Source organism: Brevundimonas sp. FV1ye7S, from assembly GCF_058680995.1.
In genome coordinates this window covers 2,382,792-2,405,887 of record NZ_CM178726.1, presented here as the reverse complement: position 1 = coordinate 2,405,887, position 23,096 = coordinate 2,382,792, and the positions used below count along the sequence as shown (strand labels likewise).

At 67.8% G+C, this 23,096-nt stretch carries 24 protein-coding genes; 13 read left to right on the top strand and 11 right to left on the bottom strand.

Annotated elements, in window-relative coordinates; translation table 11 throughout:
* Positions 1–5 precede the first annotated feature (5 nt).
* A complete protein-coding gene (locus tag ACW18C_RS11830) occupies positions 6–620 on the top strand; it encodes a TetR/AcrR family transcriptional regulator (protein ID WP_492071045.1) in 615 nt (204 codons plus the stop codon).
* Between the two features lie 80 nt (positions 621–700).
* Positions 701–1,675: a bile acid:sodium symporter family protein gene (locus tag ACW18C_RS11825; protein WP_492071043.1), complete on the top strand. Its 975-nt coding sequence runs from the start codon at positions 701–703 to the stop codon at positions 1,673–1,675.
* Here the strand turns inward: ACW18C_RS11825 and ACW18C_RS11820 are convergent.
* Positions 1,668–2,078 (bottom strand): hypothetical protein, encoded by a 411-nt coding sequence (locus tag ACW18C_RS11820; RefSeq protein WP_155988139.1) that lies wholly within the window; start codon positions 2,076–2,078, stop codon positions 1,668–1,670. The two genes, ACW18C_RS11825 and ACW18C_RS11820, sit on opposite strands and share 8 nt — an antisense overlap.
* Before the next feature lie 178 nt (positions 2,079–2,256).
* Between ACW18C_RS11820 and ACW18C_RS11815 the strand changes: the two genes are divergently transcribed.
* Positions 2,257–2,907 carry a helix-turn-helix domain-containing protein gene (locus tag ACW18C_RS11815; protein ID WP_292148168.1) on the top strand — a complete coding sequence of 217 codons (651 nt, stop codon included), beginning with the start codon at positions 2,257–2,259 and terminating at the stop codon, positions 2,905–2,907.
* A 31-nt stretch (positions 2,908–2,938) separates the two neighbouring features.
* Here ACW18C_RS11815 and ACW18C_RS11810 read toward each other — a convergent pair whose 3' ends face one another.
* Positions 2,939–4,597 (bottom strand): amino acid ABC transporter ATP-binding/permease protein, encoded by a 1,659-nt coding sequence (locus ACW18C_RS11810; protein WP_492074014.1) that lies wholly within the window; start codon positions 4,595–4,597, stop codon positions 2,939–2,941.
* Positions 4,598–4,599: 2 nt separating this feature from the next.
* Entirely contained in the window at positions 4,600–6,204 is a 1,605-nt protein-coding gene (cydD, locus tag ACW18C_RS11805; RefSeq protein ID WP_492071042.1) for a thiol reductant ABC exporter subunit CydD, read from the bottom strand.
* 198 nt (positions 6,205–6,402) lie between these two features.
* Between cydD and ACW18C_RS11800 the strand changes: the two genes are divergently transcribed.
* The 10 genes from ACW18C_RS11800 (at position 6,403) to ACW18C_RS11755 (ending at position 17,450) form a co-directional block, all read left to right on the top strand.
* Positions 6,403–7,995, top strand: a complete 1,593-nt coding sequence (locus ACW18C_RS11800; RefSeq protein ID WP_035308384.1) for a cytochrome ubiquinol oxidase subunit I — start codon at positions 6,403–6,405, stop codon at positions 7,993–7,995.
* Positions 7,996–8,022: 27 nt separating this feature from the next.
* The gene (cydB, locus tag ACW18C_RS11795; protein ID WP_492071040.1) at positions 8,023–9,171 is read left to right on the top strand and encodes a cytochrome d ubiquinol oxidase subunit II; all 1,149 of its coding nucleotides are present in this window, start codon (positions 8,023–8,025) and stop codon (positions 9,169–9,171) included.
* Between the two features lie 19 nt (positions 9,172–9,190).
* Positions 9,191–9,337 (top strand): cytochrome bd-I oxidase subunit CydX, encoded by a 147-nt coding sequence (gene cydX, locus ACW18C_RS11790; RefSeq protein WP_008259678.1) that lies wholly within the window; start codon positions 9,191–9,193, stop codon positions 9,335–9,337.
* Complete coding sequence (hemN, locus tag ACW18C_RS11785; protein WP_492071039.1) at positions 9,324–10,703, top strand: oxygen-independent coproporphyrinogen III oxidase; 1,380 nt, start codon at positions 9,324–9,326, stop codon at positions 10,701–10,703. The genes cydX and hemN overlap by 14 nt, the downstream gene beginning before the upstream one ends.
* 122 nt (positions 10,704–10,825) lie before the next feature.
* Positions 10,826–11,491: an OmpW/AlkL family protein gene (locus tag ACW18C_RS11780; protein WP_492071038.1), complete on the top strand. Its 666-nt coding sequence runs from the start codon at positions 10,826–10,828 to the stop codon at positions 11,489–11,491.
* Positions 11,492–11,643: 152 nt separating this feature from the next.
* Complete coding sequence (locus ACW18C_RS11775) at positions 11,644–12,588, top strand: DUF808 domain-containing protein (RefSeq protein WP_492071037.1); 945 nt, start codon at positions 11,644–11,646, stop codon at positions 12,586–12,588.
* 77 nt (positions 12,589–12,665) lie between these two features.
* Entirely contained in the window at positions 12,666–14,375 is a 1,710-nt protein-coding gene (locus ACW18C_RS11770; protein WP_492071036.1) for an alkaline phosphatase family protein, read from the top strand.
* Positions 14,376–14,524: 149 nt separating this feature from the next.
* The gene (gene pyk / locus ACW18C_RS11765; RefSeq protein ID WP_492071034.1) at positions 14,525–15,970 is read left to right on the top strand and encodes a pyruvate kinase; all 1,446 of its coding nucleotides are present in this window, start codon (positions 14,525–14,527) and stop codon (positions 15,968–15,970) included.
* Positions 15,971–16,041: 71 nt separating this feature from the next.
* The gene (locus ACW18C_RS11760) at positions 16,042–17,079 is read left to right on the top strand and encodes a DNA adenine methylase (protein WP_492071033.1); all 1,038 of its coding nucleotides are present in this window, start codon (positions 16,042–16,044) and stop codon (positions 17,077–17,079) included.
* 62 nt (positions 17,080–17,141) lie between these two features.
* The gene (locus tag ACW18C_RS11755; protein WP_492071032.1) at positions 17,142–17,450 is read left to right on the top strand and encodes a hypothetical protein; all 309 of its coding nucleotides are present in this window, start codon (positions 17,142–17,144) and stop codon (positions 17,448–17,450) included.
* Between the two features lie 16 nt (positions 17,451–17,466).
* Here ACW18C_RS11755 and rnhB read toward each other — a convergent pair whose 3' ends face one another.
* The 8 genes from rnhB to ACW18C_RS11715 all read right to left on the bottom strand — a co-directional run bounded on the left by rnhB (position 17,467) and on the right by ACW18C_RS11715 (position 22,954).
* The gene (gene rnhB / locus ACW18C_RS11750) at positions 17,467–18,108 is read right to left on the bottom strand and encodes a ribonuclease HII (RefSeq protein WP_292148178.1); all 642 of its coding nucleotides are present in this window, start codon (positions 18,106–18,108) and stop codon (positions 17,467–17,469) included.
* A 169-nt stretch (positions 18,109–18,277) separates the two neighbouring features.
* Entirely contained in the window at positions 18,278–18,475 is a 198-nt protein-coding gene (locus ACW18C_RS11745) for a hypothetical protein (RefSeq protein ID WP_492071030.1), read from the bottom strand.
* Positions 18,476–18,582: 107 nt separating this feature from the next.
* Positions 18,583–19,173: a DNA-3-methyladenine glycosylase I gene (locus ACW18C_RS11740; protein WP_492071029.1), complete on the bottom strand. Its 591-nt coding sequence runs from the start codon at positions 19,171–19,173 to the stop codon at positions 18,583–18,585.
* A gap of 203 nt (positions 19,174–19,376) precedes the next feature.
* Entirely contained in the window at positions 19,377–20,135 is a 759-nt protein-coding gene (locus ACW18C_RS11735) for a 3-oxoacyl-ACP reductase (protein WP_492071028.1), read from the bottom strand.
* A 10-nt stretch (positions 20,136–20,145) separates the two neighbouring features.
* The gene (gene ygfZ / locus ACW18C_RS11730; RefSeq protein ID WP_492071026.1) at positions 20,146–20,949 is read right to left on the bottom strand and encodes a CAF17-like 4Fe-4S cluster assembly/insertion protein YgfZ; all 804 of its coding nucleotides are present in this window, start codon (positions 20,947–20,949) and stop codon (positions 20,146–20,148) included.
* Positions 20,950–21,006: 57 nt separating this feature from the next.
* Entirely contained in the window at positions 21,007–21,942 is a 936-nt protein-coding gene (locus tag ACW18C_RS11725; RefSeq protein ID WP_492071024.1) for an alpha/beta hydrolase, read from the bottom strand.
* A gap of 29 nt (positions 21,943–21,971) precedes the next feature.
* Positions 21,972–22,652 carry an SdpI family protein gene (locus tag ACW18C_RS11720; protein WP_492071022.1) on the bottom strand — a complete coding sequence of 227 codons (681 nt, stop codon included), beginning with the start codon at positions 22,650–22,652 and terminating at the stop codon, positions 21,972–21,974.
* Positions 22,649–22,954, bottom strand: coding sequence for a metalloregulator ArsR/SmtB family transcription factor (locus ACW18C_RS11715; RefSeq protein WP_492071021.1), 306 nt, complete (start codon positions 22,952–22,954; stop codon positions 22,649–22,651). Before ACW18C_RS11715 ends, ACW18C_RS11720 begins: the two co-directional genes overlap by 4 nt.
* Positions 22,955–23,096 lie beyond the last annotated feature (142 nt).

Genomic DNA, 23,096 nt, shown 5'->3' with positions numbered 1-23,096 from the left:
CACTGATGTCAATAGAGCGCGTTCGTCGTCGTCGTCGCACCCCTGATGAAGCCCGTCTGGAGGCCCTGGTCTGCGCCCGTGCGCGACTGCTGTCCGGAGGGCCGGACTCCGTCACCCTGAAGGCCGTCGCCGATGACCTCGGAATGACCCACGCCAATCTGATCCATCACTTCGGGTCGGCCGAGGGGCTCCAGTCGGCCTTGATGGGTTCGATGGTGGCGGATCTGTCTCGCGACCTCGAGGCGGCGATCGCCCGCCTGCGTACCGATGAAGGGGCGCCGTTGGAATTGGTCACTGCCGTATTCGACGCCTTCGCCGAAGGCGGGGCGGGCAAGTTGGCGGCCTGGATCGTGCTGAAGGGCCATCTCTCTCATCTCGAACCCGTTCGGGACGCCGTCAACGGGCTGGTCCACGTCATTCAGGAGAAACTGGGCGACCCGTCCGACGCCAGCCGGGACCGATTGTCTTCGGCGGTCCTCTTCATCGCGCTGAGCGCGTTCGGCGAGGCCCTGATCGGAACTCCGCTCAGGAACATGCTCGACCAGGACGATGACGCCAGTCGGCGGGTGGTGGCGGGGCTGTTGCCCTATTTTGTCGCCCGATCCGAGCGTGCGAGCTGAACGATCAGAATCGGTTCGCCTCCGATGACGATCTGATGCGGGGCTTGCCGTTCGCCTGAGGCGCGGCCTAGGACCGGGCCATGAACGCGTTGCGCCGATGGATCGACCCTTACCTGCTGATGCTGATCGGCACGGTGGTTCTGGCCGCCCTGGCTCCGGCTCGCGGCGCGGGCGCGAACGTCGCCGAAGGGGCGGCGACGGCGGCCATCGGCCTGTTGTTCTTCCTCTATGGCGCGCGCCTGTCGCCCGGCGCCGTCTGGGCGGGCCTGTCGCATTGGCGGTTGCAGGGGATGGTGCTGTCCTCCACCTTCCTGCTGTTCCCGCTGATGGGCCTGGCCGTGTTCTGGGCGACGGGGCCGTGGTTGGCTCAGGATCTGAGGATCGGCCTCTTCTATCTGTGCCTGCTGCCGTCGACGGTCCAATCCTCCATCGCCTTCACCGCCATCGCGCGGGGCAATGTGCCGGCCGCCTTGTGCGCCGCCTCGGTGTCCAATCTGGCCGGAGTGGTCATCACGCCCCTGTTGGTGATGCTGCTCCTGCCCGTGGGCGGCGCGGGCGTGTCGCTGTCGTCCATCGAAGGCATCGCCCTGCAGATCCTGGCGCCCTTTGTCGTCGGGCAGGCCGCGCGGCCCCTGATCGGCGGTTGGCTGACGCGGCACGGCCGTCTGACCTCGGTGGTGGATCGGGGTTCAATTCTGCTGGTCGTCTATGTCGCCTTCAGCGCCGGGGTGGTGTCCGGGGTCTGGACCCGCCTGTCTCATCTGGACCTGGGGCTGGTGGTGGTTCTGGACGTGATGATCCTGGCGGTCGCTCTGGCGGTTACGACCCTGGTCAGCCGCCGGCTGGGCTTTTCGCGCGAGGACGAGATCGCCATCGTCTTCTGCGGCTCGAAGAAGAGCATGGCCAGCGGTCTGCCCATGGCCGCCATCCTGTTTGCGGGGCAGAGCGTCAGCCTGATCGTCATTCCCCTGATGCTGTTTCACCAGATCCAGCTGTTCGCCTGTGCGGTCCTGGCGCGACGCTACGGCCAGGATGCGCAGGACGGGATCAGATGACGCGGTGAAGCACGGCGGCGTCGGAGATCTGGCGCATGACGGCGTCATAGCCCGGCGCGTCGATTCGGCTGGAAAGGCCGATGGAGCTGCACCCCTTGCGCGCCAGATCGCAGGCGGCGGCGACGAGCGGTTCGATCAGCTTTTCCGGTCGCAACAGATCGAAGGCGACCAGGGTGTCGACCATGAACTGCCGCTCGCCCGAGGACGTCGTCGAGATGGAATAGGCCAGTATGGCCCGGACGCAATCATTCGCCACGGCCGCGATGACCCCGCCGACGGCCGGAGCCGAATCCACGACAGCGCGCCAGGATTCCAGAGTCAGACTGGGGTTCCCCATGTGGGCCAACACATAGGCTTGGTCGGCTTCGTCGCTGTTCAGGCGGCGATACTGGAGGGCGCTCATTTTCGCCGCCATAGGCCATGGACGAAATGGCCGCCTTGATCTCCATCAATCCGTTTGCGTGCGTCGGTGACGAAGTCTAACCTCCCTCGTCATGCTCGAACTCCGATCCCTGCCCACGGACTGCGCCAAACGCCGACAGGAATCGGTGTGTTCCGCTTGTGGCGCGCGGGCCTTCAGCGTGTGCAGCAGCCTGGATTCCTCCGATCTGGCCAGTCTCGACGCCATCGCCGAACGGGTGACGCTGAAGGCGGGCGAGGCCCTGATCCGCGAAGGCGATCCGGCGGTCCATCTGTTCAACATCACCTCGGGTTCAGTGCGGATCTACAAGCTGCTGCCGGATGGGCGGCGCCAGATCACGGGCTTCCTGTTCGCCGGCGACTTCGTCGGTCTGGCCACGGGCCAAGACTACGCCTTTTCCGGCGAGGCCATCGAGGACGCCACCCTGTGCCGGTTCCGCAAGACCGACTATCGCGCCCTGATCCGCGAGCGACCCTTGCTGGAAGAGGCCCTGCTGGATCGGGCGACCCACGAACTGGCAGCGGCGCAGAATCAGATGCTGTTGCTGGGCCGCAAGACGGCCCAGGAACGGATCGCCTCCTTCCTGCTGGACCTGCCGACGCGCGATCCCCTGCGGCCGTCGACCGAGGATCAGGTCCGACTGCCGATGACCCGGTCTGAAATCGCCGACTATCTGGGCTTGACCATCGAGACCGTCAGCCGGGTTCTGACCAAGCTGAAGACGACCGGCGTGATCCGCCTGTTGTCGCTGAACGAACTGCGGATCGAACAGCCCGACCGCCTTCGCGACATCGCCGAAGGCGAAGTCTGAAACGCGTTTCCTCGTCGAGCGATAGAACCGTCTAGACCGGCGCCAACTGACGCGTGACGGTCAGGCGGACCTTTCCGTCTTCGGCGATCCCCTCCACCCGGATGACCCGGTCGCACAACTGTGTCGGGGCGGGGCGGTGGCTGACGACGATCAGGCCCTGGCCCGAGTGTTTCAGACGCCGGTCGAGCGCGGTCAGCACCTGGGCCTCGGTCGTCGGGTCCAAGCCTTCGGTCGGTTCGTCCAGCACCAGCCAGGGCGCGGACCGAAGATAGGCGCGAGCCAGGCCCAGCCGTCGCCGCTCGCCGCCAGACAGTCTCTCGCCATTGGGGCCGACGCGGGCGTCCAGGCCGGCCGGATCGGAGCGGACCCGTTCGGCCAGGGCCGCATCCTCCAGCGCGCGCCACAGCGCGCCGTCTTCGGCGGGGCCGGCCAGCAGCAGATTGTCGCGGATCGTGCCGTCGATCAGGCGGATGTCCTGGGCGGCGTAGGCGAACAGGGGGCGGCGGTCGTCGGGGGCGACGCCGGCGATGTCCAATCCGCCCAAGCGCGCCTCGTCCGCCAGGGCGTCGCGCAGGCCGACCAGTCGTTCAGCCAGCGTGGTCTTGCCCGACCCGGACGGGCCGATCAGGCCCAGGCGCATCGGCGGGGCCATTTGAACGCCGTCCGCCGACAGGACCAGGCTCGCCTCCGAGGGGGCGGGCGAAGACGCAAGCGACGGGGCCGAGGCCAGGGCGTCCAGCCGCCGGGCGGCTTCGACGGCGGCGCCGTTCTGTTGCAGGGCGCCGACCAGTCCGGCGGCGGCCTCAATCCCCATGACGGCGGCCAGGGCGGCGAGGGCCGTCATCGGCAGGGCGGCGCCCAGGGTGGCGGGCACGACTGCGGCGACGGCCAGGCCTGTGACGGTCGCCTGCCAGGCGGCCATCCAGCCGCCGGCCTGGCTGAGGACGATCTGGCTACGGTCGAGACCGGCGGCGGCCTGGGCCGCCTCGCCGGCCGCCCAGCGGTCCAGGCCATAGGCCTTCAGCTCCGGAGAAACGGCTTCCAGGGCGGTCAGCCGATCCTTCAGAACGCCCGTGGCGATCTGAACCTCTCGTCCGGCCGGGGCGGCCAGGCGACGGGCGATCAGCACCGAACCCGCAGCGCTCAGTGCCATGGCGAGCAGCAGCATCAGGCCCGCCATGGGGCTGGCCATGCCGGCCAGCAGGGCGGCCGAAACGGCGCCCGCACCCAAGGCCCAGGGCGCTGACAGACGCACGAACAGGGTCTGTACCGCATCCACGTCCTGCACCAGTCGGGCCGAGGCCTCGCCGGACGACAAGGCCAGGGCCTGGGCGGGCGGGGCGGAGGCGAGGGCGTCGAACAGTTGCGGGCGCAGCCGCGCCAGGGCTTTCAACGCAGCCTCGTGACCGGCGACCCGTTCGATATAGCGGGCGCCGGTGCGCAATATGGCCAACAGGCGAATGGTCGCGCTGGGCATCATATAGTTGAAAGCCTGGACCGCCGCCGATCCGGCGACGCCGGCGATGGCGGCGCCCGTGATGAACCAGCCCGAAAGACCTAGCAGGCAGGTGGCGGCCACCGCGACGAACGCGCCGCCGGCTGCGGCGATGCGCAGGCGGCCGCGCTGGGCGCGCCGCTGGGCCGCGATCAGTTCGCCGATTCGCGAGGGCGAGGTCGTGTTCACAGTCATGGTCACAGGCGCACCACGCGGTCGGCCATCGCCGCGACAGCGGCGGAATGGGTGGCGATCAGGGTCGTGCGGCCGCGCGTCGCCTGACGAATCAGGTCCAGCATGGCCTCTTCGGAGGCGGGGTCCAGATTGGCCGTCGGCTCGTCCAGCAACAGGATGGGGGCGCGTTTCAGAATGGCGCGGGCCAGGCCCAGCCGCCGACGTTCGCCGCCAGACAGGCCGCCGCCGCGTTCGTCGATGGGCCGGTCCAGATCGCCGAACAGGCCGGCCTCGCCGGCGGCCACCAGGATACGGCCGGGACAGGCGGACGGGTCGGCCAGGCGGATATTGTCACCGAGACTGCCGGGCACGACGATGGGGTTCTGGCTGGCCCAGGCGATCTGGCCGGCGAAATCGCCCGCCTCGCTCAGGCGCGCCCCACCGACCTCGACCTCGCCGGCCGTCAGGGGCGACAGACCCAGGAACAGATGCAGCAGGCTGGACTTGCCGGAGCCGCTGGCGCCCACCAGGGCCACGATCTGACCGGGACGGACCTCCAGGTCGAAATCGGCGATCACCGGCGCGGCCTCGCCATAGGCGATGGCGACCTTGGTGAAGCGAATCGCCGGCGTCTCCTCGGGCAGGATGTGGCGATCCCGCGTGGGGCTTTCCGGCGTGACCAGGGCGGGCACGGCGGATTCGGCGGCCTGGCGGTCGTGATAGGCGGCGGCCAGTCGGCGCAGCGGCTGATAGACTTCGGGCGCCAGGGCCAGAACGAAGAAGGCGCGCGGCAGGTCCAGCGTTTCAGGCGCAGGGAAGGGCAGAAGCTTCAGTAGGTTGAAACCGCAGTAGACGGCGATCAGGGCCACGGCCAGGGCCGAGAAGAACTCCAGCACGCCGGACGACAGGAAGGCGATCCGCATCACGCGGTTGGTGCGGCGTTCCAACTCGTCGGAGGCGCGGGCGATGTCGGCGGTGGTGCGGGCGCGGGCGTCGAAGGCCAGGATCGCGGGCAGGGCGCGCACCCGATCGACGAACAGGCCCGACAAACGCTCCAGCGCCTGGAACTGGCGGCGGCTTTCACCCGCCGCAGCCGTGCCGGCCAGGATCATGCCGAAGATGAAGGGCAGCAGGGTGAACAGAAATATGCCGGCCGAAAACGGGCTGGCGACGGCGGCCACGGCGATGATCAGCAGGGGCGAAAGACCCGCCGCCATCTTCAGAGGCGTGAACCGCGACACATAGCCGTCCAGCGCGCCGACGCCCTCGACCACGGCGGTCAGCCGGTCGTCGGCGCGGCCGCCGCGTCCGAACAGGTCGGCCAGCAGCCGGTCGCGCACGTCTGTCTTGATCGACCGGCCCAGGCGCGCGCCGACCACCACCGCCGCCTGGCCGATCAGGCCTCGCGCCATCAGACTGAACACGGCCAGCAGCAGCCAGGGCAGGGCGGCCAAGGGCGAGGATCCGAAGGTCGCGACCGTCATGGCCAGGCCGCCCGCGAAACCCACGGCCGGCGCCACGTCAGCGACGGCCAGAAGGCCCGCCAGGATCGTCAGCCGACGCCAGGGCGCCGCCGTCTGTTTCAGCCAGGCCGCAGGGGAGGAGGCTGTGATCGGCGCCGATGTCATTTGCGGACTCCAGCCGTGGGGCGGCCTCAAAAGCCATTGGACAAACCGTCGTTGGGCGAAATGTCCAAGGACGATCAGTCCACTACGACCTGGGGCTACAGAGGGCTTTGATCGAAATCAAGGCGACCGCCCCGCCTTCGTTTAAGGGCGTATGAAACGTCGGTCGTCGGGGCCGGCTACAAGGAGCCTTGAGCCATGATCGACCTCGCGGTCGTCGACCTATCCAGGCTGCAGTTCGCGCTGACAGCCCTTTATCACTTCCTCTTCGTGCCCCTGACCCTGGGGCTGTCCTTCATGCTGGTCATCATGGAGTCGATCTATGTCATGACCCGCCGGCCGATCTGGCGCACGATCACCCGCTTCTGGGGCGTGCTGTTCGGCATCAACTTCGTGCTGGGCGTCGCGACCGGCATCACCATGGAGTTCCAGTTCGGCATGAACTGGAGCTATTACAGCCACTATGTCGGCGACATCTTCGGGGCCCCGTTGGCCATCGAAGGGCTGATGGCCTTCTTCCTTGAAGCCACATTCGTCGGGCTGATGTTCTTCGGCTGGGAAAAGCTGAAGCCGTCGGCGCACCTGTTCGTCACCTTCATGGTGGCGCTCGGCACCAACCTGTCGGCTGTGTGGATCCTGGTCGCCAACGGCTGGATGCAGAACCCGGTGGGCTCGGCCTTCAATCCGGACTCCATGCGAATGGAAGTCACGGACTTCATGGCCGTGGTCTTCAACCCGGTGGCCCAGGCCAAGTTCGTCCACACCGTCAGCGCCGGCTATGTCTGCGCCTCGGTCTTCGTTCTGGGCGTCTCGGCCTTCTACCTGCTGCGCGGCAAGCACGTCGGCTTCGCCAAGCGCTCGATGACCGTGGCCTCGGCCTTCGGCCTGGCGGCTTCGCTGTCCGTCGTCGTCCTGGGCGACCAGTCGGGCTATAACCTGACCGATAACCAGAAGATGAAGCTCGCTGCGCTCGAGGCCATGTGGCACACCGAGCCTGCGCCGGCCGGTCTGACCCTGATCGGCATTCCCAGCATGAAGGATCGCGAAACCCACTACGGCGTCCATGTGCCGTGGGTCATGGGTCTGATCGCGACCCGCACCATCGACAAGCCGGTCGAAGGCATCTTCGAACTGGTCGCCACCGCCGAGGACCGTATCGAATCCGGCGTCATAGCCTATGACGCCCTGGAGAAGGTCAAGGCCGATCCGGCCGATCCCGTCGCTCGCGGCGTGTTCGAAACCCATCGTCGCGACCTGGGCTATGGTTTGCTGCTGAAGCGTCACGTCGCCGATCCGCGCATGGCCTCGCCTGAGCTGATCCAGAAGACGGCGTGGGAAACGGTGCCGAACGTGCCGGCCCTGTTCTGGAGCTTCCGCATCATGGCCGGCATCGGCATGTTCATGATCCTGTTCTTCGCCACGGCCTTCTACCTCTGCACCGTGCGCAAGCATCAGACCCGCTGGTTCCTGCGTCTGGCCGTCCTGTGCCTGCCGCTGCCGTGGGTGGCCATCGAGTTCGGCTGGATCCTGGCCGAGTTCGGACGTCAGCCCTGGGCGGTCGAAGGCGTGCTGCCGACCTTCCTCGGCGCCTCGTCCCTGAGCGTGCCCCAACTGTGGGCGACCATCATCGGCTTCACCGCCCTGTACGGTGCTCTGGCTGTGGTCGAGGTCCGGTTGCTCCTCTACGCCATCAAGAAGGGGCCGTTCCACGAGCAGGAACTGTTCGGCGAACCTACGCCTGAAGCCCCGGCCCAATCGCCCAGCCAGCGCCCCGCCGCGCCCGCCGTGGCCTGACCCAGAGAGATTTTAGGACATCCGACCATGGATCTTCCCCTCGACTTCGCCACCCTACGTCTGATCTGGTGGGGGCTGCTCGGCGTACTGCTGATCGGCTTCGCCCTGACCGACGGTTTCGACCTGGGCGTCGGCTCGCTCCTGCCCTTCGTCGCCAAGACGGATGAAGAGCGCCGTATGGTGATCAACACCGTCGGCGCGACCTGGGAGGGCAACCAGGTGTGGTTCATCCTGGGCGGCGGCGCCATCTTCGCCGCCTGGCCCTTCGTCTACGCCGTCAGCTTCTCCGGCTTCTACCTGGCCATGTTCCTGGTCTTGTCGGCCCTGATCCTGCGGCCCGTGTCGTTCAAGTATCGCTCCAAGCGTCCGTCGCCCAAGTGGCGGTCCTTCTGGGACTGGGCGCTGTTCACCGGCAGCTTCGTTCCGGCCCTGGTGTTCGGCGTCGCGGTCGGCAACGTCCTGCTGGGCGCGCCCTTCCGCCTGGATAGCGACCTGCGCTCCTTCTACGAGGGCAACCTGCTGGGCCTGTTCACCCCCTTCAGCCTGATCGCCGGCCTGTTGTCGGTGGCCATGCTGCTGCTGCACGGCGCGGCCTGGCTGTCGATCAAGGCTGAAAAAGGCCCCGTGCTGGACCGGACGCGCCTGATCGGCACCGTCGCCGGCGTCCTGGCTCTGGTCCTGTTCGCGGCCGGCGGCCTCTATATGGCCTACGGCGGCGTGGGCTTCCGGATCACCGGCGCCGTTGACATGCAGGGCTTCTCCAACCCGCTGCGCACGACGGTCGAAGCCGCGCCGGGCGCCTGGCTGGACAACTACAGCCGCTATCCGTGGATGATGATCGCCCCGACTCTGGGTTTTGTCGGCGCGGTGGTCGGTCTGGCGGGCATGTGGCTTCGGTCGGCCCCCCTGGCCTTCGGCGGTTCCTCGCTGTCGACCGTGGGCATCATCTCCACCGTCGGCCTGTCGATGTTCCCCTTCATCCTGCCCAGCTCGGTCGATCCCCAGTCCAGCCTGACCGTCTGGAACGCCTCGTCCAGCCACCTGACCCTGTTCATCATGCTGATCTGCACGGCGATCTTCCTGCCGCTGATCCTGATCTACACGACCTGGGTCTATTCCGTCCTGTGGGGCCGCACCTCGACCGCCGCCCTCAAGACCAACCCCGACCTCTACTGAGCTCAAGGAGCATCAAGCCATGTGGTATTTTTCCTGGATCCTGGGTGTCGGACTGGCGGTTGGCTTCGGCGTGCTGAACGGCCTGTGGCACGAGTTCCACCTGTTCGACGAGGGCGACGAGGGCCTGTCGGTCGATGCGTCGAAAGAGGTCGATGTCCCTCTCTAGCCCCACCGGCGCGCTGACGACGCGCGAGCTTATCGCCCGCTACGACGCCCACGCGCCGCGCTACACCTCCTATCCGACGGCGGCGCAGTTCACGCCCGCCGTCGGGGCCGCCGATTGGGGGGCGTGGCTCGGCGCCGCGCCCCTTGATCGTGCGGCGTCTCTGTATCTGCACATCCCCTTCTGCAAGCGGCTGTGCTGGTACTGCGGCTGCAACACCCGGGCGATGAACCGCGTCGGGGTCATGACCAGCTATGTGGACCTGCTGCTGAAGGAAGCCGATCTCGTGCTCGAACGGATCGGCCGCCCTGTGCGGGTCGGTTCGATCCACCTGGGCGGCGGCACGCCCAACATGCTGCCCCCCGATGAGCTGGAGCGGCTGTTCGCCGGTCTGGCCGCCCGGTTCGACCTGGGCGACTGTTTCGAGATCGCCGCTGAACTGGATCCCGAAGTCCTGACCCAGGCATGGGTCGAGGCGGCCGGCCGCATCGGTCTGAGCCGCGCCAGCCTGGGGGTTCAGGACCTGTCGCCCAAGGTGCAGGCGGCGGTGAACCGGCCGGAATCCTTCGAGACCATCCGATGGGCGGCCGAGGCGCTGCGCGGCCAGGGGGTCACGTCGCTGAATCTGGATCTGATGTACGGCCTGCCGCTTCAGGGGGCCGAGCATGTCGTCACGACCGTGGCGCAGATCGCTGTCTTGCGGCCCGAACGGATCGCCCTGTTCGGCTACGCCCATGTGCCGTGGATGAAACCGCACCAGAAACTGATCAAGGAAGCCGATCTGCCCGGACCCGAGGAGCGCTTCACCCAGAGTCAGGCGGCGGCGCGGTATCTGGTGCACAAGGGTTGGCAAGCCATCGGTCTCGACCATTTCGCCCTGCCGCATGATTCCATGGCCGCCGCCGTCCGCGCCGGTCGACTGCATCGCAATTTCCAGGGCTATACGACCGACGAGGCCCCGGTGCTCATCGGCCTGGGCGCCTCTTCGATCAGCCGCACCCCCCAGGGCTTTGTCCAGAACCATGCGCAGGAGCGGGATTGGCGCGCGGACGTCGCGGCCGGAACCTTGCCGGTCGCGCGCGGCGTGGCCCTGAATCCGCGTGACGCCTTTGTGGGCGAAATCATCGAACGCCTGATGTGCGACTTCACGGTCGACGTGGCCGAGATCGCCCGCATGCGCGGTCGTGATCTTGCGGAAGTCGCTGCGGTCTGGCCGAGGCTGCAGCGGTTTCAACTGGACGGCTTGATCGAGGTGAACGGGACGACCGTGACCGTCACGGATCTGGGCCGGCCGTTCGTCCGCGCCGTCTGCGCCGCCTTTGATCCGGGCGCCGCCGACATCGAGAAACGCCACGCCCGCGTGGTCTGAATGGACAGATTGTCCAACCCTTGGCGGGGTTTGCGCTAAATCAAGGCCGAGGCGGGGCAGGGGGCGCATTTCCCCGTCAAGACGCTCGGACAAGTCGCATGAGGCGGCAGCGGGCGTCGGGGATGAGCAAGATGAAACTGAAAACCCTGATCCTCTCAGCCGTCGCCGCCGCCGCCTTCGCTGCGCCGGCCCTGGCGCAGAGCCCGGCCGCTTGGGAGATGCCCAAGAAGGGCGACTGGATCATCACCGGCCGCGTGACGGATGTCTTCTCTGAGGCTGACAACGCCATCACCACGGCCGCCGGCGTCGATTCCGGCCTGAAGGTCGATGTGGGCGACAGTGTCATGCCGACACTGGGCTTCACCTACTTCCTGACCGACCATCTGGCGGTCGAGGCGATCCTGGGCACGACCAAGCACGAAATCCGCGCCCAGGGCGGAGCCACCGACGTCGCCGTGCACGAGACCTGGGTTCTGCCCCCGGTCGTGACCCTGCAATATCGCCCGCTGACCGAGGGTCGTTTCAGCCCCTATGTCGGTGCAGGCGTCAACTACATGCTGTTCTACAGCGGCAAAGACAAGAACGACTTCAAAGTCGATCTGGACGACAACTTCGGCTACGCCCTGCAGGCGGGCGCCGACATCGGCATTCAGGGGCCGTGGAACCTGAACGTCGACGTCAAGAAAGTCTGGGTCAATATCGACGCCGACGTCAACGACGGCGCTCTGAAGAGCGATGTGGATCTGGACCCGTGGGTCGTTTCTGTGGGGGTAGGCCGTAAGTTCTAAGAAAAATCGACATCGGAAATGCGTTCGAAATGGAAGCCCCGCCGGTTCGCCGGCGGGGCTTTCGCTCTTGTGCGGATGCGCTCGACAAAACGGGCGGCGCGCCCTAGGCGGGAGACGAGCCGTTTGTTGCGGCGCAATCTCGGGATTTCCGCATGCCTTCCGGTCTGATCGCCCTGCTCGATGATGTGGCGGGGATCGCCAAGATGGCGGCGGCGTCGATCGACGACGTCGGGGCGGCGGCGGGCAAGGCCTCGACCAAGGCCGCCGGGGTGGTGGTGGACGATGCGGCGGTGACGCCGCGCTATGTCACCGGCCTGTCGCCCAGCCGCGAACTGCCGATCATCGGCAAGATCGCCCTTGGGTCGTTCCGTAACAAGCTGATCTTCATCCTGCCGGCCGCCCTGCTGCTGAGCGCCTTCGCTCCCTGGGCCATCACGCCGCTGCTGATGTGCGGCGGGGCCTATCTCTGTTTCGAAGGGGCGGAGAAGTTGATGGAGGCCTTCGGGCACGGCGGCCATGCTGACGCCGCCCCGGTCGTGGGCGACCCGGCGACCCTGGAGAAGACGACGGTGGCGGGGGCGGTTCGGACCGACCTGATCCTGTCGGCCGAGATCATGGCCATCGCCCTGGCCGACGTCTCCGCCCAGCCGATCCTCACCCAGGCGGCGGTTCTGGCCGTGGTCGGGATCGCGATGACGGTCGCGGTCTATGGGGCTGTCGGCCTGATCGTGAAGATGGACGATATCGGCCTGCATCTGGCCGAGCGCCCCAACGGCGGAGTGCGCGCCCTGGGCCGCGGCTTGGTCAAGGGGATGCCGGTGGTGATGGACGCCCTGTCGGCCATCGGCACGGCCGCCATGTTGTGGGTCGGCGGCGGCATTCTGGTTCACGGAACCCATAAGCTGGGCCTGCACTGGCCGGCCGAACCGCTTGAGCATCTGGCCCATGCGGTCGGGGCCGCGACCGGTCCGCTTCATGGGATCGTCAGCTGGTTCGTGACGGCCCTGGGGGCGGCGATCATCGGCGTGATCGTCGGCGGACTGATCGCCGTGCTGGTCCATCAACTGGGCCGGCTGCGGGCCAAGCCCGCGCACTAAATCTCCCAGGGCCGTAGCTGTCACGCTGTTGCAATCCCGGCCCGCTAGACCCCCACGCCTGTCTTCGGAGTAAGCTCATGTCCCTGTCGCGCACCGCCCTCGCGGCCCTGGCCGCTGTTTCGCTTGTCGGCGCCGCCGTTCCGGCGATGGCGCGACAGAGCCAGACGCCGACCCCGGCTCCACAGGCCTCCGTTGCGGCCCTGACGCCTCCGAAGCTGATCGTCACCATCGTGGTGGACCAGTTTAGCGCCAATCTGTTCGACCAGTACCGCGGCCGCTACACGGGCGGCCTGCGCCGGATGGCGGACCAGGGGCTGGTGTCGATCAACGGCTATCAGACCCATGGCCTGACCGAGACCTGCCCCGGCCACTCGACGGTTCTGACGGGCATGCATCCGACTGAGACCGGAATCCCCGCCAACGACTGGATCGACGGCAAGACCGGCAAGGAAGTCTATTGCCTGGCCGCGCCCGCCAACCACCTGGCGAATGGACGCGACGACGTCGACAACGGCCCGGTCGGCCCGGAACAACTGCGCGCCACGACCCTGGGCGACTGGCTGAAGGTCGTCAGCCCGCAAAGCAAGGTCTTCGCCGTCTCGGGCAAGGACCGGGGCGCGATCAATCTGGCCGGCCATCAGGGTCAGGCCTTCTGGTTCACCGAGGGGTTCGGCCTGACCACCTATGTCGAGCCGGGCGAGACGGCGCAGGCCAAGCTGGCGCCGGTCGCAGGCTTCAATCGCGATTTCAACGCCTGGATGGCCGCGACCCCGGTCGCCTGGGACTATGCCCATGAGCAGTGCCGGGCGCTGGCCGGCGACTGGACCATTCGTGGCCAGACCTTCCATTCCGTCCTGCCGCCGGCGGGGCTGAAGTTCGACACCTCGCCCCTGCTGGACGAGCAGACGCTGAAGGCCGCCGAATATCTGCTGGACAGCCAGAAGCTGGGGCAGGGGGCGGCGACCGACATGCTGGGCGTCAGCTTGTCGGCGACCGACCGGATCGGCCACATGTACGGCACCCAGGGCCCGGAGATGTGCGAGCAGATGCTGCGGCTGGACGCGGCCCTGGGCGCGTTCCTGGACCGGTTGGCCCAGGTTCCCGGCGGCGCTCTGGTGGTGCTGACGGCGGACCATGGCGGTTCGGACTTCGTCGAGCGGCTGCACGACCACGGCTATCCCCACGCCCGCCGCGCCGACCTGTCGGAGATCCAGGGCGTGAACGACGTCCTGAAGGCCCGCTTCAATCTGGACGCCGATCCGCTTCAGGCGGGCGGCAGCGGCCTGATGGTCGCAGACGCCCAGCATCGGTCGCTGCCTGATCCGCTGCGCACCCAGGTGGCCGAGGCCGCCGTCGAACTGCTGCGCGCGCTGCCGGACGTCGGCTTCGCCGAAACGCGCGACCGTCTGCTGGCCGAACCCCTGCCGGCCACGAACGAGCCCGAGATGATGAGCCTGCGCGAGCGGATGCGTCTGTCCACCGTGGCGGCGCGGTCGCCCGACATCCAGTTTTCCTTCGCCCAGAACGTCGTTGCAGGCGGCCGCGTCGGCAGCACCCTGGCCGGCCACGGCAGCCCGTTTGAATATGACCGCCGCGTGCCGATCATCTTCTGGTGGCCCGGCGCGACCGGCGAAGAGCGCTTCCTGCCTATCCGCACCATCGACATCGCCCCCACCCTGGCGCATGTGATCGGGGTGCCCGCGCCCAAGGTCGAGGGGCGCTGTATCGACCTGAACGGCTTCGCCGTGGCCGACTGTCCGGCGACGGAGGCCAGCCCGGCGCGATAAACTCCTGTTTCGCGTCGTAAACTCGTGTTTCCCAGCGGGGGCGTGACCTTACGTCGGGGACGTTTCATCGGCAGAAGGGGGCAAATCGTCCAACCGTCCCTTTCGGGGCGTGATTTGGGCGGCCTCGGAAGCGAACAGGAAACGTCCCCATGAACAGAGCCCGCCGCGCCCGCATCGTCGCGACCCTGGGTCCCGCGAGCCGCGCCCCCGGCACGGTCAAGGCCTTGGCCCAAGCCGGGGTGGACGTCTTCCGCCTGAACTTCAGCCACGGCACGCATGAGGACCACGCCGCCGCCCTGAAGGCCGTGCGTGGGGCCGAGATGGCGCTGCAGCGTCCGTTGGGCGTTCTGGCCGACCTGCAGGGGCCCAAACTGCGGCTGGGCCGGTTCAAGGACGTCGAGATCGCCGTCAAGCCGGGCCACAAGATGCGGTTCGACCTGGACCCGACGCCCGGCGATGAAACCCGGGTGCAGATGCCGCACCCCGAGATCTTCAAGGCCCTGCGCACCGGCATGTTGCTGCTGCTGGACGACGGCCGGGTGCGGCTGCGGGTCAACGACCGGACCGACGACTGGGCCGATGTGACGGTCGAGAGCGGCACGAAACTGTCGGACCGCAAGGGCGTGGCCGTGCCTGAGGCCGTCATTCCCGTCTCGGCCCTGACCCCCAAGGACCGCGAGGACCTGGCCTTCGCCCTGCGTCAGGGCGTGGACTGGGTCGCGCTCAGCTTCGTGCAGAAGCCCGAGGACATGGCCGAGCTGAAGCGGATCGTGAACGGCCAGGCGGCGTGTCTGGCCAAGATTGAGAAGCCGGCGGCTCTGGCCGATCTCGAGGCCATCCTCGACTACTGCGACGGGGTCATGGTGGCGCGTGGCGACCTGGGCGTCGAGCTGGACCCCGAGGACGTGCCGGTGGCGCAGAAGCAGATCGTGCGCGCGGCCCGTAATCGCGGCGTGCCGGTGATCGTGGCGACCCAGATGCTGGAATCCATGACCAGCGCCCCGTCGCCGACCCGCGCCGAGGCCACCGACGTCGCCAATGCGGTCTATGAAGGCGCCGACGCCCTGATGCTGTCGGCCGAGACGGCGTCGGGCGACTACCCGCTGGAATCGGTCGAGATCATGAGCCGGATCATCGAACGGGTCGAACGCGATCCGATGTGGCCCAAGCTGATGGGCGCCGAACACGCCGGCATGGACGAGCATGACGTCGACGCCCTGGTCGGGGCGGCGGCCATGGCCGCCAGCGCGCCGTCCACCGGTTGTCTGGTGGTCTTCACCACCCTGGGCGGCACGGCCCGGCGGATGGCGCGCGAGCGGCCGCTGAAGCCGATCCTGGTCCTGACGCCCAATCCGAATACGGCCCGTCGGTTGGCCCTGGTCTGGGGGCTGGAGCCGCGCCTGGGCGACCAGCCCGATTCGCTGGAAGCCGTCACCGACGACGCGGTGGAAGGGGCGGTCAAATACGGCCTGGCCGAGCCCGGCCAACGCATCCTGATCCTGGCCGGCACGCCCTTCGGGGCGCCCGGGGCCGCCAATCTGCTGCGTCTCGCCCATGCGCCGGCGGCCAAGGCCAAGGGGCGCAAGAAGGGCTGAGGGGGGCTTTTTCGGAAGGCTGGCGCGGGCGAACTATAACGCTACTGTGCGCTGATGAATCGGCGGCCCGAATGATCAAATACATCGGCTCCAAGCGCGCCCTGCTGGGGCACGTGACCGGCGTGGTCGCGGGGCTTCTGCCGCAGGGCGGCCAGGTCTGCGACCTGTTTTCCGGCACGGCCCGCGTGGGTCACGCCCTGAAGAAGCAGGGGTTCCAGGTCTGGTCCAACGACCACAACGCCTATGCGCACATCCTGGCGACGGCCTATGTCCAGGCGGATCGCGAGCGCTGGGTCGAGCGGGCGGAGACGGTGCTGGGCGAGTTGCGGGCGGTCACGCCCCAGGCCGGCTGGTTCACCCAGGCCTTCTGCCACGACGCCCGGTATTTTCACCCGGACAATGGCGCGCGCATCGACGCCATGCGCGACCGGATCGAGGCCATGGGTCTGGAGCCCGAACTGAAGGCCGTCGCCCTGGTCAGCCTGATGGAGGCGGCCGACCGGGTGGATTCCACCGCCGGGGTTCAGATGGCCTATATGAAACAGTGGGCCCCGCGCGCGCTGAAGCCGCTTGAACTGCGCATGCCCGATATCCTGCCTTCGGTGGGCGGCGCCTGTCGCGCGACCCAGGGGGATGCGGTCGAAATGGCTGAACAGGTGGAGGCGGACCTCGTCTATCTCGACCCGCCCTATAACCAGCACTCCTATCTGGGCAATTACCATTGCTGGGAAAGCCTGGTCCTGTGGGACCGGCCGGAAACCTACGGCGTCGCCAACAAGCGGGTGGACGTGAGGACGCGCAAGAGCGCCTTCAACAGCCGGCCCGGCATCGGCCCGGCCCTGCGGTCCGTGATCGAACGGTTGCGCGCCCCCAACCTGATCGTCAGTTTCAACGACGAAGGCTATCTGAGCCGGGCCGACCTGGTCGAGATGCTGTCGTCGCGTGGCCATGTTCAGGTGGTCGAAATCGCCCACCCCCGCTATGTCGGCGCCCGGATCGGCATCCATAATCCCAAGGGGGTCAAGGTGGGCCAGGTGGGCCGGCTGAAGAACGTCGAACACCTGTTCGTCGTCACGGATCGGCCGGTCGAGCTTCCCGTGGCCGCCTGATTACAAATGGGTTTTGGCAGACTCTGTCGGGAACCCGACACAGCCGGTGTCGTTGAAGAGACATGCAACCGCTCGTCTCTCACACCCCGGCCTCCACGCGCGAAGAGGATTACCGCCTGCGGTCCGCGCCCGAGCCGAAGTCGTGGATTTCGGCTGAACCGGTCGTAGAGATTTCGTCGGACCGGCTGGCGCCGCGCATCTATACCCACAACGCCGAACGGTATGGACGGCGCGAGCAGGTGGCGGTCGAGACCGCTCAGGATGACGTGGAGCCCAGTCTGGCGCAGCCGCCACACTGGATGATGATGTTGGCGGGCGCCGCCGTCGCCGCCCTGATGGGCGCATTGCTCGGCGGGTTCATGCACATCTGACGCGCGGTTCCGCGCTTCAGACCTGTTCCAGCAAAGCCTTGATGGGCGACCAGCCGCGTCGGTGGGCCGGGCACGGACCCAGTGTCTTCAACGCCGCCTGATGAATGGGGGCGTTGTAGCCCTTGTGCCGCGCAAAGCCGTAGCCGGGATACTGCGCGTCCAGATCGATCATCAGCCGGTCGCGCGCCGTCTTCGCCAGGATCGACGCCGCCGCAATCGACAGGGACAGGCCGTCGCCCCCGACCACGGTCTGAATCTCGCACGGCAGTTTGAACCGGTAATTGCCGTCCACCAGAGCCGCCACCGGCTGGACCGCCAACTGCTCCACCGCCCGACACATGGCCAGGCCAGTGGCGTGCAGGATATTCAGGTCCTCAATCTCCTCCACCGACGCAAACCCGACGCCCCAGGCGACGGCGCGGGCCTTGATCTCGGGCTCCAGCGCCGCGCGGCGCTTTTCGGTCAGGGCCTTGGAGTCGTCGATGCCCGGCGGCAGATCGTCGGGGTTCAGGATCACCGCCGCCGCCGACACCGGCCCCGCCCACGGCCCGCGCCCCGCCTCGTCCACGCCGCAGACGGGGCCGTTGACGCGCTGGATCAGCACAGTCTCGAGCGCCAGGGTGGGGAAGGCTTTCGGATTCGCAGGGGCTCTAGCCATGGCCCGCCATCGCACGAACCTGGGCGTGACGGAAGCGGGGTGGGGGGGCGTGCGTCATGACGGCTGCCTTCATGATCGGGGCATCACAGACATCCAAAAGCGGTCTTGGGGTGTCTGAGAGGGCCGGACAGCGGACATGCAGAACTTCCCACGATGCTAAGCCATCGGCTCAGACGTCCTTGGCCTTCAAGCCCTTTTTCTCTTGCCGGGCGACAATCACATCGATGGCGAGTGAGATAGCGGTTAGCACGAGAAAGCCAGCGATCATGAGGTTTGCATCAAAACTAATCAGCTTGAAGAAACGCAAAATGACAAAAGCGGCATAGACGAAGCAGGCAATGCCGAAGGCTCTTCTGAACGCGCTCATTCCCACTCTCCGACGGTCCCGTCTGGTTGCATATTATGCTCCAGCTGCGCTGTCGGCTACGGGTCGATGTCGGTCAATCGTTCAACACCTGAGTCCTGATCTTTGAGTCAGAGGCTCATCGCCCGGACTTCGCCATGTCGGAAGCAGGTCGTCTGGTGGTCGTTGACCATGCCCACGGCCTGCATGAAGGCGTAGACGATCACCGGGCCGCAGAAATTGAAGCCGCGCTTCTTCAGCGCCTTGGCCATGGCGACGGACTGTTCGGTCTGGGTCGGGGCCTGGCGGTAGTCGGCGAAGGGGGTGTGGATCGGTTGGCCGCCGACGAAGGACCAGAGCCATTCGGAGAAGTCTTCTCCGTCATCACGCATCTGAAGCCAGATCTGCGCGCCGCGGATGGCGGCGTTGATCTTGGCGCGCGAGCGGATAATGCGGGCGTCGTCCAGCAGACGCTGGATGTCGGTCTCGTCATAGCGGGCGACGATCTCGGGGTCGAAGCCGTCGAAGGCGTCGCGGATGCCTTCGCGTTTGCGCAGGATGGTGATCCAGGCGAGGCCGGCCTGGAAGCCGTCGAGGACCAGCTTTTCCCACAGGGCGCGGGGGTCGCGTTCGGGCACGCCCCATTCGGTGTCGTGGTAGGCGATGTAGAGCGGGTCGGTCCCGCACCAGCCGCAGCGGCCCGAGGTGTGTGAGTCGGTCATACGGCGATGTTGCCGGTTTGTTCGATGAGGGGGAAGGGGCGCGACCCTCTCCCGCTTGCGGGAGAGGTGGCCCGGCGTCCGCGAAGCGAACCAGGGTCGGAGAGGGAAGTCTTACTCAGAAAGAGGACTTCCCCCATCGTCAGGCGTGTCGCTTCGCGCCACGACCTGACACTTCCCCCGCAAGCGGGGGAAGGTCTTGCGGCTCAGTCCCTGACCAGTCCCCCGTCCACCACCAGGTTCTGACCCGTCACCGCGCGGCTCCAGGGGGAGGCGAAGAACAGGGCGGCGTCGGCGAATTCCTCGGGCGTCGTCACCGACCGCAGCGGGGTCATGCCGGCGATCAGATCGAAGACCGCGTCCGGCGTGGCGGCGCTGGCGTCGGTGGTGCGCAGCAGGCCGCCGGAGACCATGTTCACGGTGATCCCGTCGGGACCCAGGTCGCCGGCTGCGGTGCGGGTCAGGGACAGGAGCGCGGCCTTGGCGGCGGTATAGTCGTGATAGGGCACGACCGGGTTCTGGAACAGGTTGGTGCCGATGTTGATCACCCGCCCGAACCGACCGGCGGCCATGCCCGGCGCCGTCGCCTGGATGGTGTTCAGGGCGCCGCGCACCACGGTCGAGAACTGGGCCGCCAGTTCGTCCCAGCCGATGTCGGTCATCTGCGACCGGGCGTCGCCGTTGAAACTGTAGTCCAGGGCGTTGTTGACGACGGTGGTGACGGGCGCGCCGAACCGGGCATGGGCGGCGGCGACCAGGGCGTCGACGGCGGCGCGGTCGGTCACGTCAGCCTGGAGGGCGATGGCGCGGTCGCCGATCTCTTCCGCCAGGGCGTTCGCGGCCTCGCCGCTGGCGCGCCAATTGATGATCACGCGCGCCCCTTCACGCGCGAAAGCGCGGACGGCGGCGGCGCCGACGCCGCGCGCGCCGCCGGTGACGAGGACGATCTGGTCGGCGATCTTCATGGGAGACGACTCACGCGTTGGTGGAGGGGATCACGTCCTGACCCATCCAGGCGGGCCGACGCAAGCGCACGGGACGGCCCTCGACTGTCAGGTCGCCGTCGAGACGGTCGATGCGCACAAGCGCCATGGCCGAACCGTCGCGGCCGGACAGTACCTCGCCCGCGCGCAGTTCGCCCTTCAGAACCTCGGCGCCGAAGGGGGGCGGGGGACCGTCGAAGTCGATGGCCAGCATGCGGTTCTTGATCGCGCCCCGGCGTTTCATGCGCGAGGTGGTCTCCTGGCCGACGAAACAGCCTTTTTGGAAGTCGATGCCGTTCAGCAGGTCGAAATCGGCCTCGATCGGATAGGTCTTGTCCTGTGGGGCGTCGGTGGTCGGATCGGGCACGCCGACAGACAGGCGGTGGGCGTCATAGTCGGCCTCGGTCGCGTCCGCAGCCGCTTCGCCGTACAGGCGGCCGCCCATCAGGGGCGTGCGGGGGTCGGGAATGAAGCCGGCGGGGGCGTCCGGCCAGGCGGCGAAGACCGGGCGGTCGTCGGCGGCGACCTGGACCTTGGCGCGGAGCTTGTACATCGACAGCCGCTGGATCAGGGCCTCGCGGCGCTCGGCGGCCACGTCCAGCAGAACCCCTTCGGCCTCGCCCAGGATGAACAGGTCGAACAGCAGCCGGCCGGGCGGGGACAGCAGGGCGCCGAACCGCAGCTCGCCGTCGCCCAGCGTCTCCACATCCTGGGTCAGCAGATTGTGCAGGAAGGGCCTGGCCTCCTCGCCCATGACGGAGATGAGGGCGCGGGAGGAGAGGCGGGCGATGGGCATGGCGCCAAGATAGGGACGCGCAGGCCTGGGCTCCAGACCTGTTGTCGCCGCAAGTCGTCAGTGCGGCGTTCGGGCCTGGATGAAGGCGGCCACATCCTCGACCACGCCGGGCGCCAGGGGCAGGTCGGGGTTGGAATAGGCGGCGATGTTTGCGGCCCGGTCTGCGGGCGCCGTCTTCAGCACATGATTGACGCCATCCCACAGTTTCAGCGTCGCCTGCGGATCGGCGGCGGCCAGGGCCTGGGCGTCCGCGACGCCGACCTGGATGTCGGTGGTCCCCTGGCCGATGAAGACGGGGCCGCCGTAAGCGGCGATCAGGGCGGCGGGGTCCAGCGGCAGCCACGAGATCAGATAGGGCTGGACCGACGGACGGAACAGGGCGGCCAGGGCGGGCGGCGTGTCGGCGACGGTGCGGCCGGCTTCCAGCTCGGTCAGGGCGGAAAAGGCCTGGGTCTTCATCGGTTCGGGTAAGGAAGCCAGCTGTTCGCGGATGACCGCGCCCGCCGGACGGCCGGCGCCGGACAGCAGGACCAGGCCGCAGACTTTGCTGGATTCGGGGTCGTCGCCGCCCTCGACGGCCTTCAGGGCGATCAGGGCGCCCTCGCTGTGGCCGATCAGCCAGGCGCAGGGCTTGCCGGCGCGACGGGCGGCTTCGGCGGCCCAGGCGCGGGCGTCGGCGACATAGGCGTCAAAGCGCAGATCGAACTCATCTCCTCCGGCCGCCGCGCTCTGGCCGACGCCCCGCTTGTCGATGCGAAGAGTGGCGATTCCCTGCGCCGCCAGCCCGTCCGCCAGCAGGCGGTAGGTCGAAGCTGAGACGCCCATGGGGCTGTTCCCATCCCGATCCGTCGGGCCGGAGCCGGGCAGGATGACCCCGACGGCGCTGGCGTTCTCGGGCGCCAGCAGGGTTCCGTGCAGGGGCGCGGGCTGGGCGGGCAGGGCGATCTCGGTCGAGACCGGGCCGGCGAGCAGGGCGAGGGCGAGGCTGAACATGGCGGTCTCCTTGACGGGGCGGATCGGGTTCAGAAGGGCTGGCGGTCGGGATCGCTGCGCCAGACGCGCCAGCTCTCGAACACTGAGAGGGCGGCGACGATCAGGGCGGCGATGATCAGGGACAGGGCGCCCAGCGGCTGGGGCGCAAGGGGTGCGGCGATAAGGCCGGCGAGGCCCAGCAGGAAGAACAGTCGCCCGGCGAGCCTGTTGGAACGGTCCCAGGCCAGGCGGCTCTTGTAGCTCCAGGGCGTGCGGACCCCGACCACCGGATTGGGCGCGACCCGGCCGAGGAAGCCGCCCAGGACCAGAAGGATCAGCGACACCCCCGCCATGGTCACGACCGGTCCGGTGTCGGTCGTGGCGTCGCCCAGGCCCGTCCAGCTGATCAGCAGGCCGATGACGGTGAAGACGAACAGGCTTATGCCTTGGCCGATCCGAAAGGAACGACCGCGCGAGGCGTCGCCTTCCGACACGGCGCGCAGGGCGGCCAGGCCCAGACCGGCTGTGGCGATGAAGCCGATCAGGGTCATGCCGCCGAGGAAGGTCCCGAACTCGACCCGGCTGCCCCACCGATCCACCTGGAACTGGCCGTTCCAGTGCATCGGCATCGGCGTGGTCGGGCCGTTGAGGCTGACATGCAGGGCGAAGGCCGCCTGGAGCGCGAAGACGGCCAGGGTCAGATAGTCCAGCAGCGACAGGCGGTCTTTCATCGACGGGGCGCCTTCCGGGAGATGGACGGGACTTCGGCGGTCTCGCCCGTTCCGGCGATGTCCATCAGAAAGGCCATGGCCTCTTCCACCGCCGAGATCTCCAGCCGGTAGCGAATGGTCTGGCCCTCGCGCTCGGGACTGACGAGGCCGGCCTCCTTCAGGGCGTTGAGATGACCGGTGATCGTCGGCCAGCTCACGTCGAAGCCGGCGGCGATGTCGCCCGACGCCAGGGGACCGGCGCGCAGCATGGCGATGATGCGGCGGCGCACCGGATGCGACAGGGCTTTGAACAGGGCGTTCATAGGTCTCACCCTAATTAGGAATATGACTAATTGCAAGTCGGGTGCGGCAAGACGCGCGGCCACGAGAAGGCGTTCGCCATTGCAAAGCAATCGCATCGGGGCGTATGCAGCCGCCACTCCCTGATTTTGAGAATATTTTGCA

What these genes read in the sequence shown, in the direction of transcription:
- ACW18C_RS11735 (WP_492071028.1), bottom strand. Translation starts at nt 20,135, where the DNA reads ATGAAGATCGCCGACCAGATCGTCCTCGTCACCGGCGGCGCGCGCGGC.
- ACW18C_RS11775 (WP_492071037.1), top strand. Translation starts at nt 11,644, where the DNA reads ATGCCTTCCGGTCTGATCGCCCTGCTCGATGATGTGGCGGGGATCGCC.
- ACW18C_RS11770 (WP_492071036.1), top strand. Translation starts at nt 12,666, where the DNA reads ATGTCCCTGTCGCGCACCGCCCTCGCGGCCCTGGCCGCTGTTTCGCTT.
- ACW18C_RS11755 (WP_492071032.1), top strand. Translation starts at nt 17,142, where the DNA reads ATGCAACCGCTCGTCTCTCACACCCCGGCCTCCACGCGCGAAGAGGAT.
- ACW18C_RS11760 (WP_492071033.1), top strand. Translation starts at nt 16,042, where the DNA reads ATGATCAAATACATCGGCTCCAAGCGCGCCCTGCTGGGGCACGTGACC.
- ACW18C_RS11745 (WP_492071030.1), bottom strand. Translation starts at nt 18,475, where the DNA reads ATGAGCGCGTTCAGAAGAGCCTTCGGCATTGCCTGCTTCGTCTATGCC.
- ACW18C_RS11720 (WP_492071022.1), bottom strand. Translation starts at nt 22,652, where the DNA reads ATGAAAGACCGCCTGTCGCTGCTGGACTATCTGACCCTGGCCGTCTTC.
- ACW18C_RS11725 (WP_492071024.1), bottom strand. Translation starts at nt 21,942, where the DNA reads ATGTTCAGCCTCGCCCTCGCCCTGCTCGCCGGCCCGGTCTCGACCGAG.
- cydB (WP_492071040.1), top strand. Translation starts at nt 8,023, where the DNA reads ATGGATCTTCCCCTCGACTTCGCCACCCTACGTCTGATCTGGTGGGGG.
- ACW18C_RS11740 (WP_492071029.1), bottom strand. Translation starts at nt 19,173, where the DNA reads ATGACCGACTCACACACCTCGGGCCGCTGCGGCTGGTGCGGGACCGAC.
- ACW18C_RS11820 (WP_155988139.1), bottom strand. Translation starts at nt 2,078, where the DNA reads ATGAGCGCCCTCCAGTATCGCCGCCTGAACAGCGACGAAGCCGACCAA.
- ACW18C_RS11830 (WP_492071045.1), top strand. Translation starts at nt 6, where the DNA reads ATGTCAATAGAGCGCGTTCGTCGTCGTCGTCGCACCCCTGATGAAGCC.
- hemN (WP_492071039.1), top strand. Translation starts at nt 9,324, where the DNA reads ATGTCCCTCTCTAGCCCCACCGGCGCGCTGACGACGCGCGAGCTTATC.
- pyk (WP_492071034.1), top strand. Translation starts at nt 14,525, where the DNA reads ATGAACAGAGCCCGCCGCGCCCGCATCGTCGCGACCCTGGGTCCCGCG.
- ACW18C_RS11825 (WP_492071043.1), top strand. Translation starts at nt 701, where the DNA reads ATGAACGCGTTGCGCCGATGGATCGACCCTTACCTGCTGATGCTGATC.
- cydX (WP_008259678.1), top strand. Translation starts at nt 9,191, where the DNA reads ATGTGGTATTTTTCCTGGATCCTGGGTGTCGGACTGGCGGTTGGCTTC.
- ACW18C_RS11715 (WP_492071021.1), bottom strand. Translation starts at nt 22,954, where the DNA reads ATGAACGCCCTGTTCAAAGCCCTGTCGCATCCGGTGCGCCGCCGCATC.
- ygfZ (WP_492071026.1), bottom strand. Translation starts at nt 20,949, where the DNA reads ATGCCCATCGCCCGCCTCTCCTCCCGCGCCCTCATCTCCGTCATGGGC.
- ACW18C_RS11780 (WP_492071038.1), top strand. Translation starts at nt 10,826, where the DNA reads ATGAGCAAGATGAAACTGAAAACCCTGATCCTCTCAGCCGTCGCCGCC.
- rnhB (WP_292148178.1), bottom strand. Translation starts at nt 18,108, where the DNA reads ATGGCTAGAGCCCCTGCGAATCCGAAAGCCTTCCCCACCCTGGCGCTC.
- ACW18C_RS11810 (WP_492074014.1), bottom strand. Translation starts at nt 4,597, where the DNA reads ATGACTGTGAACACGACCTCGCCCTCGCGAATCGGCGAACTGATCGCG.
- cydD (WP_492071042.1), bottom strand. Translation starts at nt 6,204, where the DNA reads ATGACATCGGCGCCGATCACAGCCTCCTCCCCTGCGGCCTGGCTGAAA.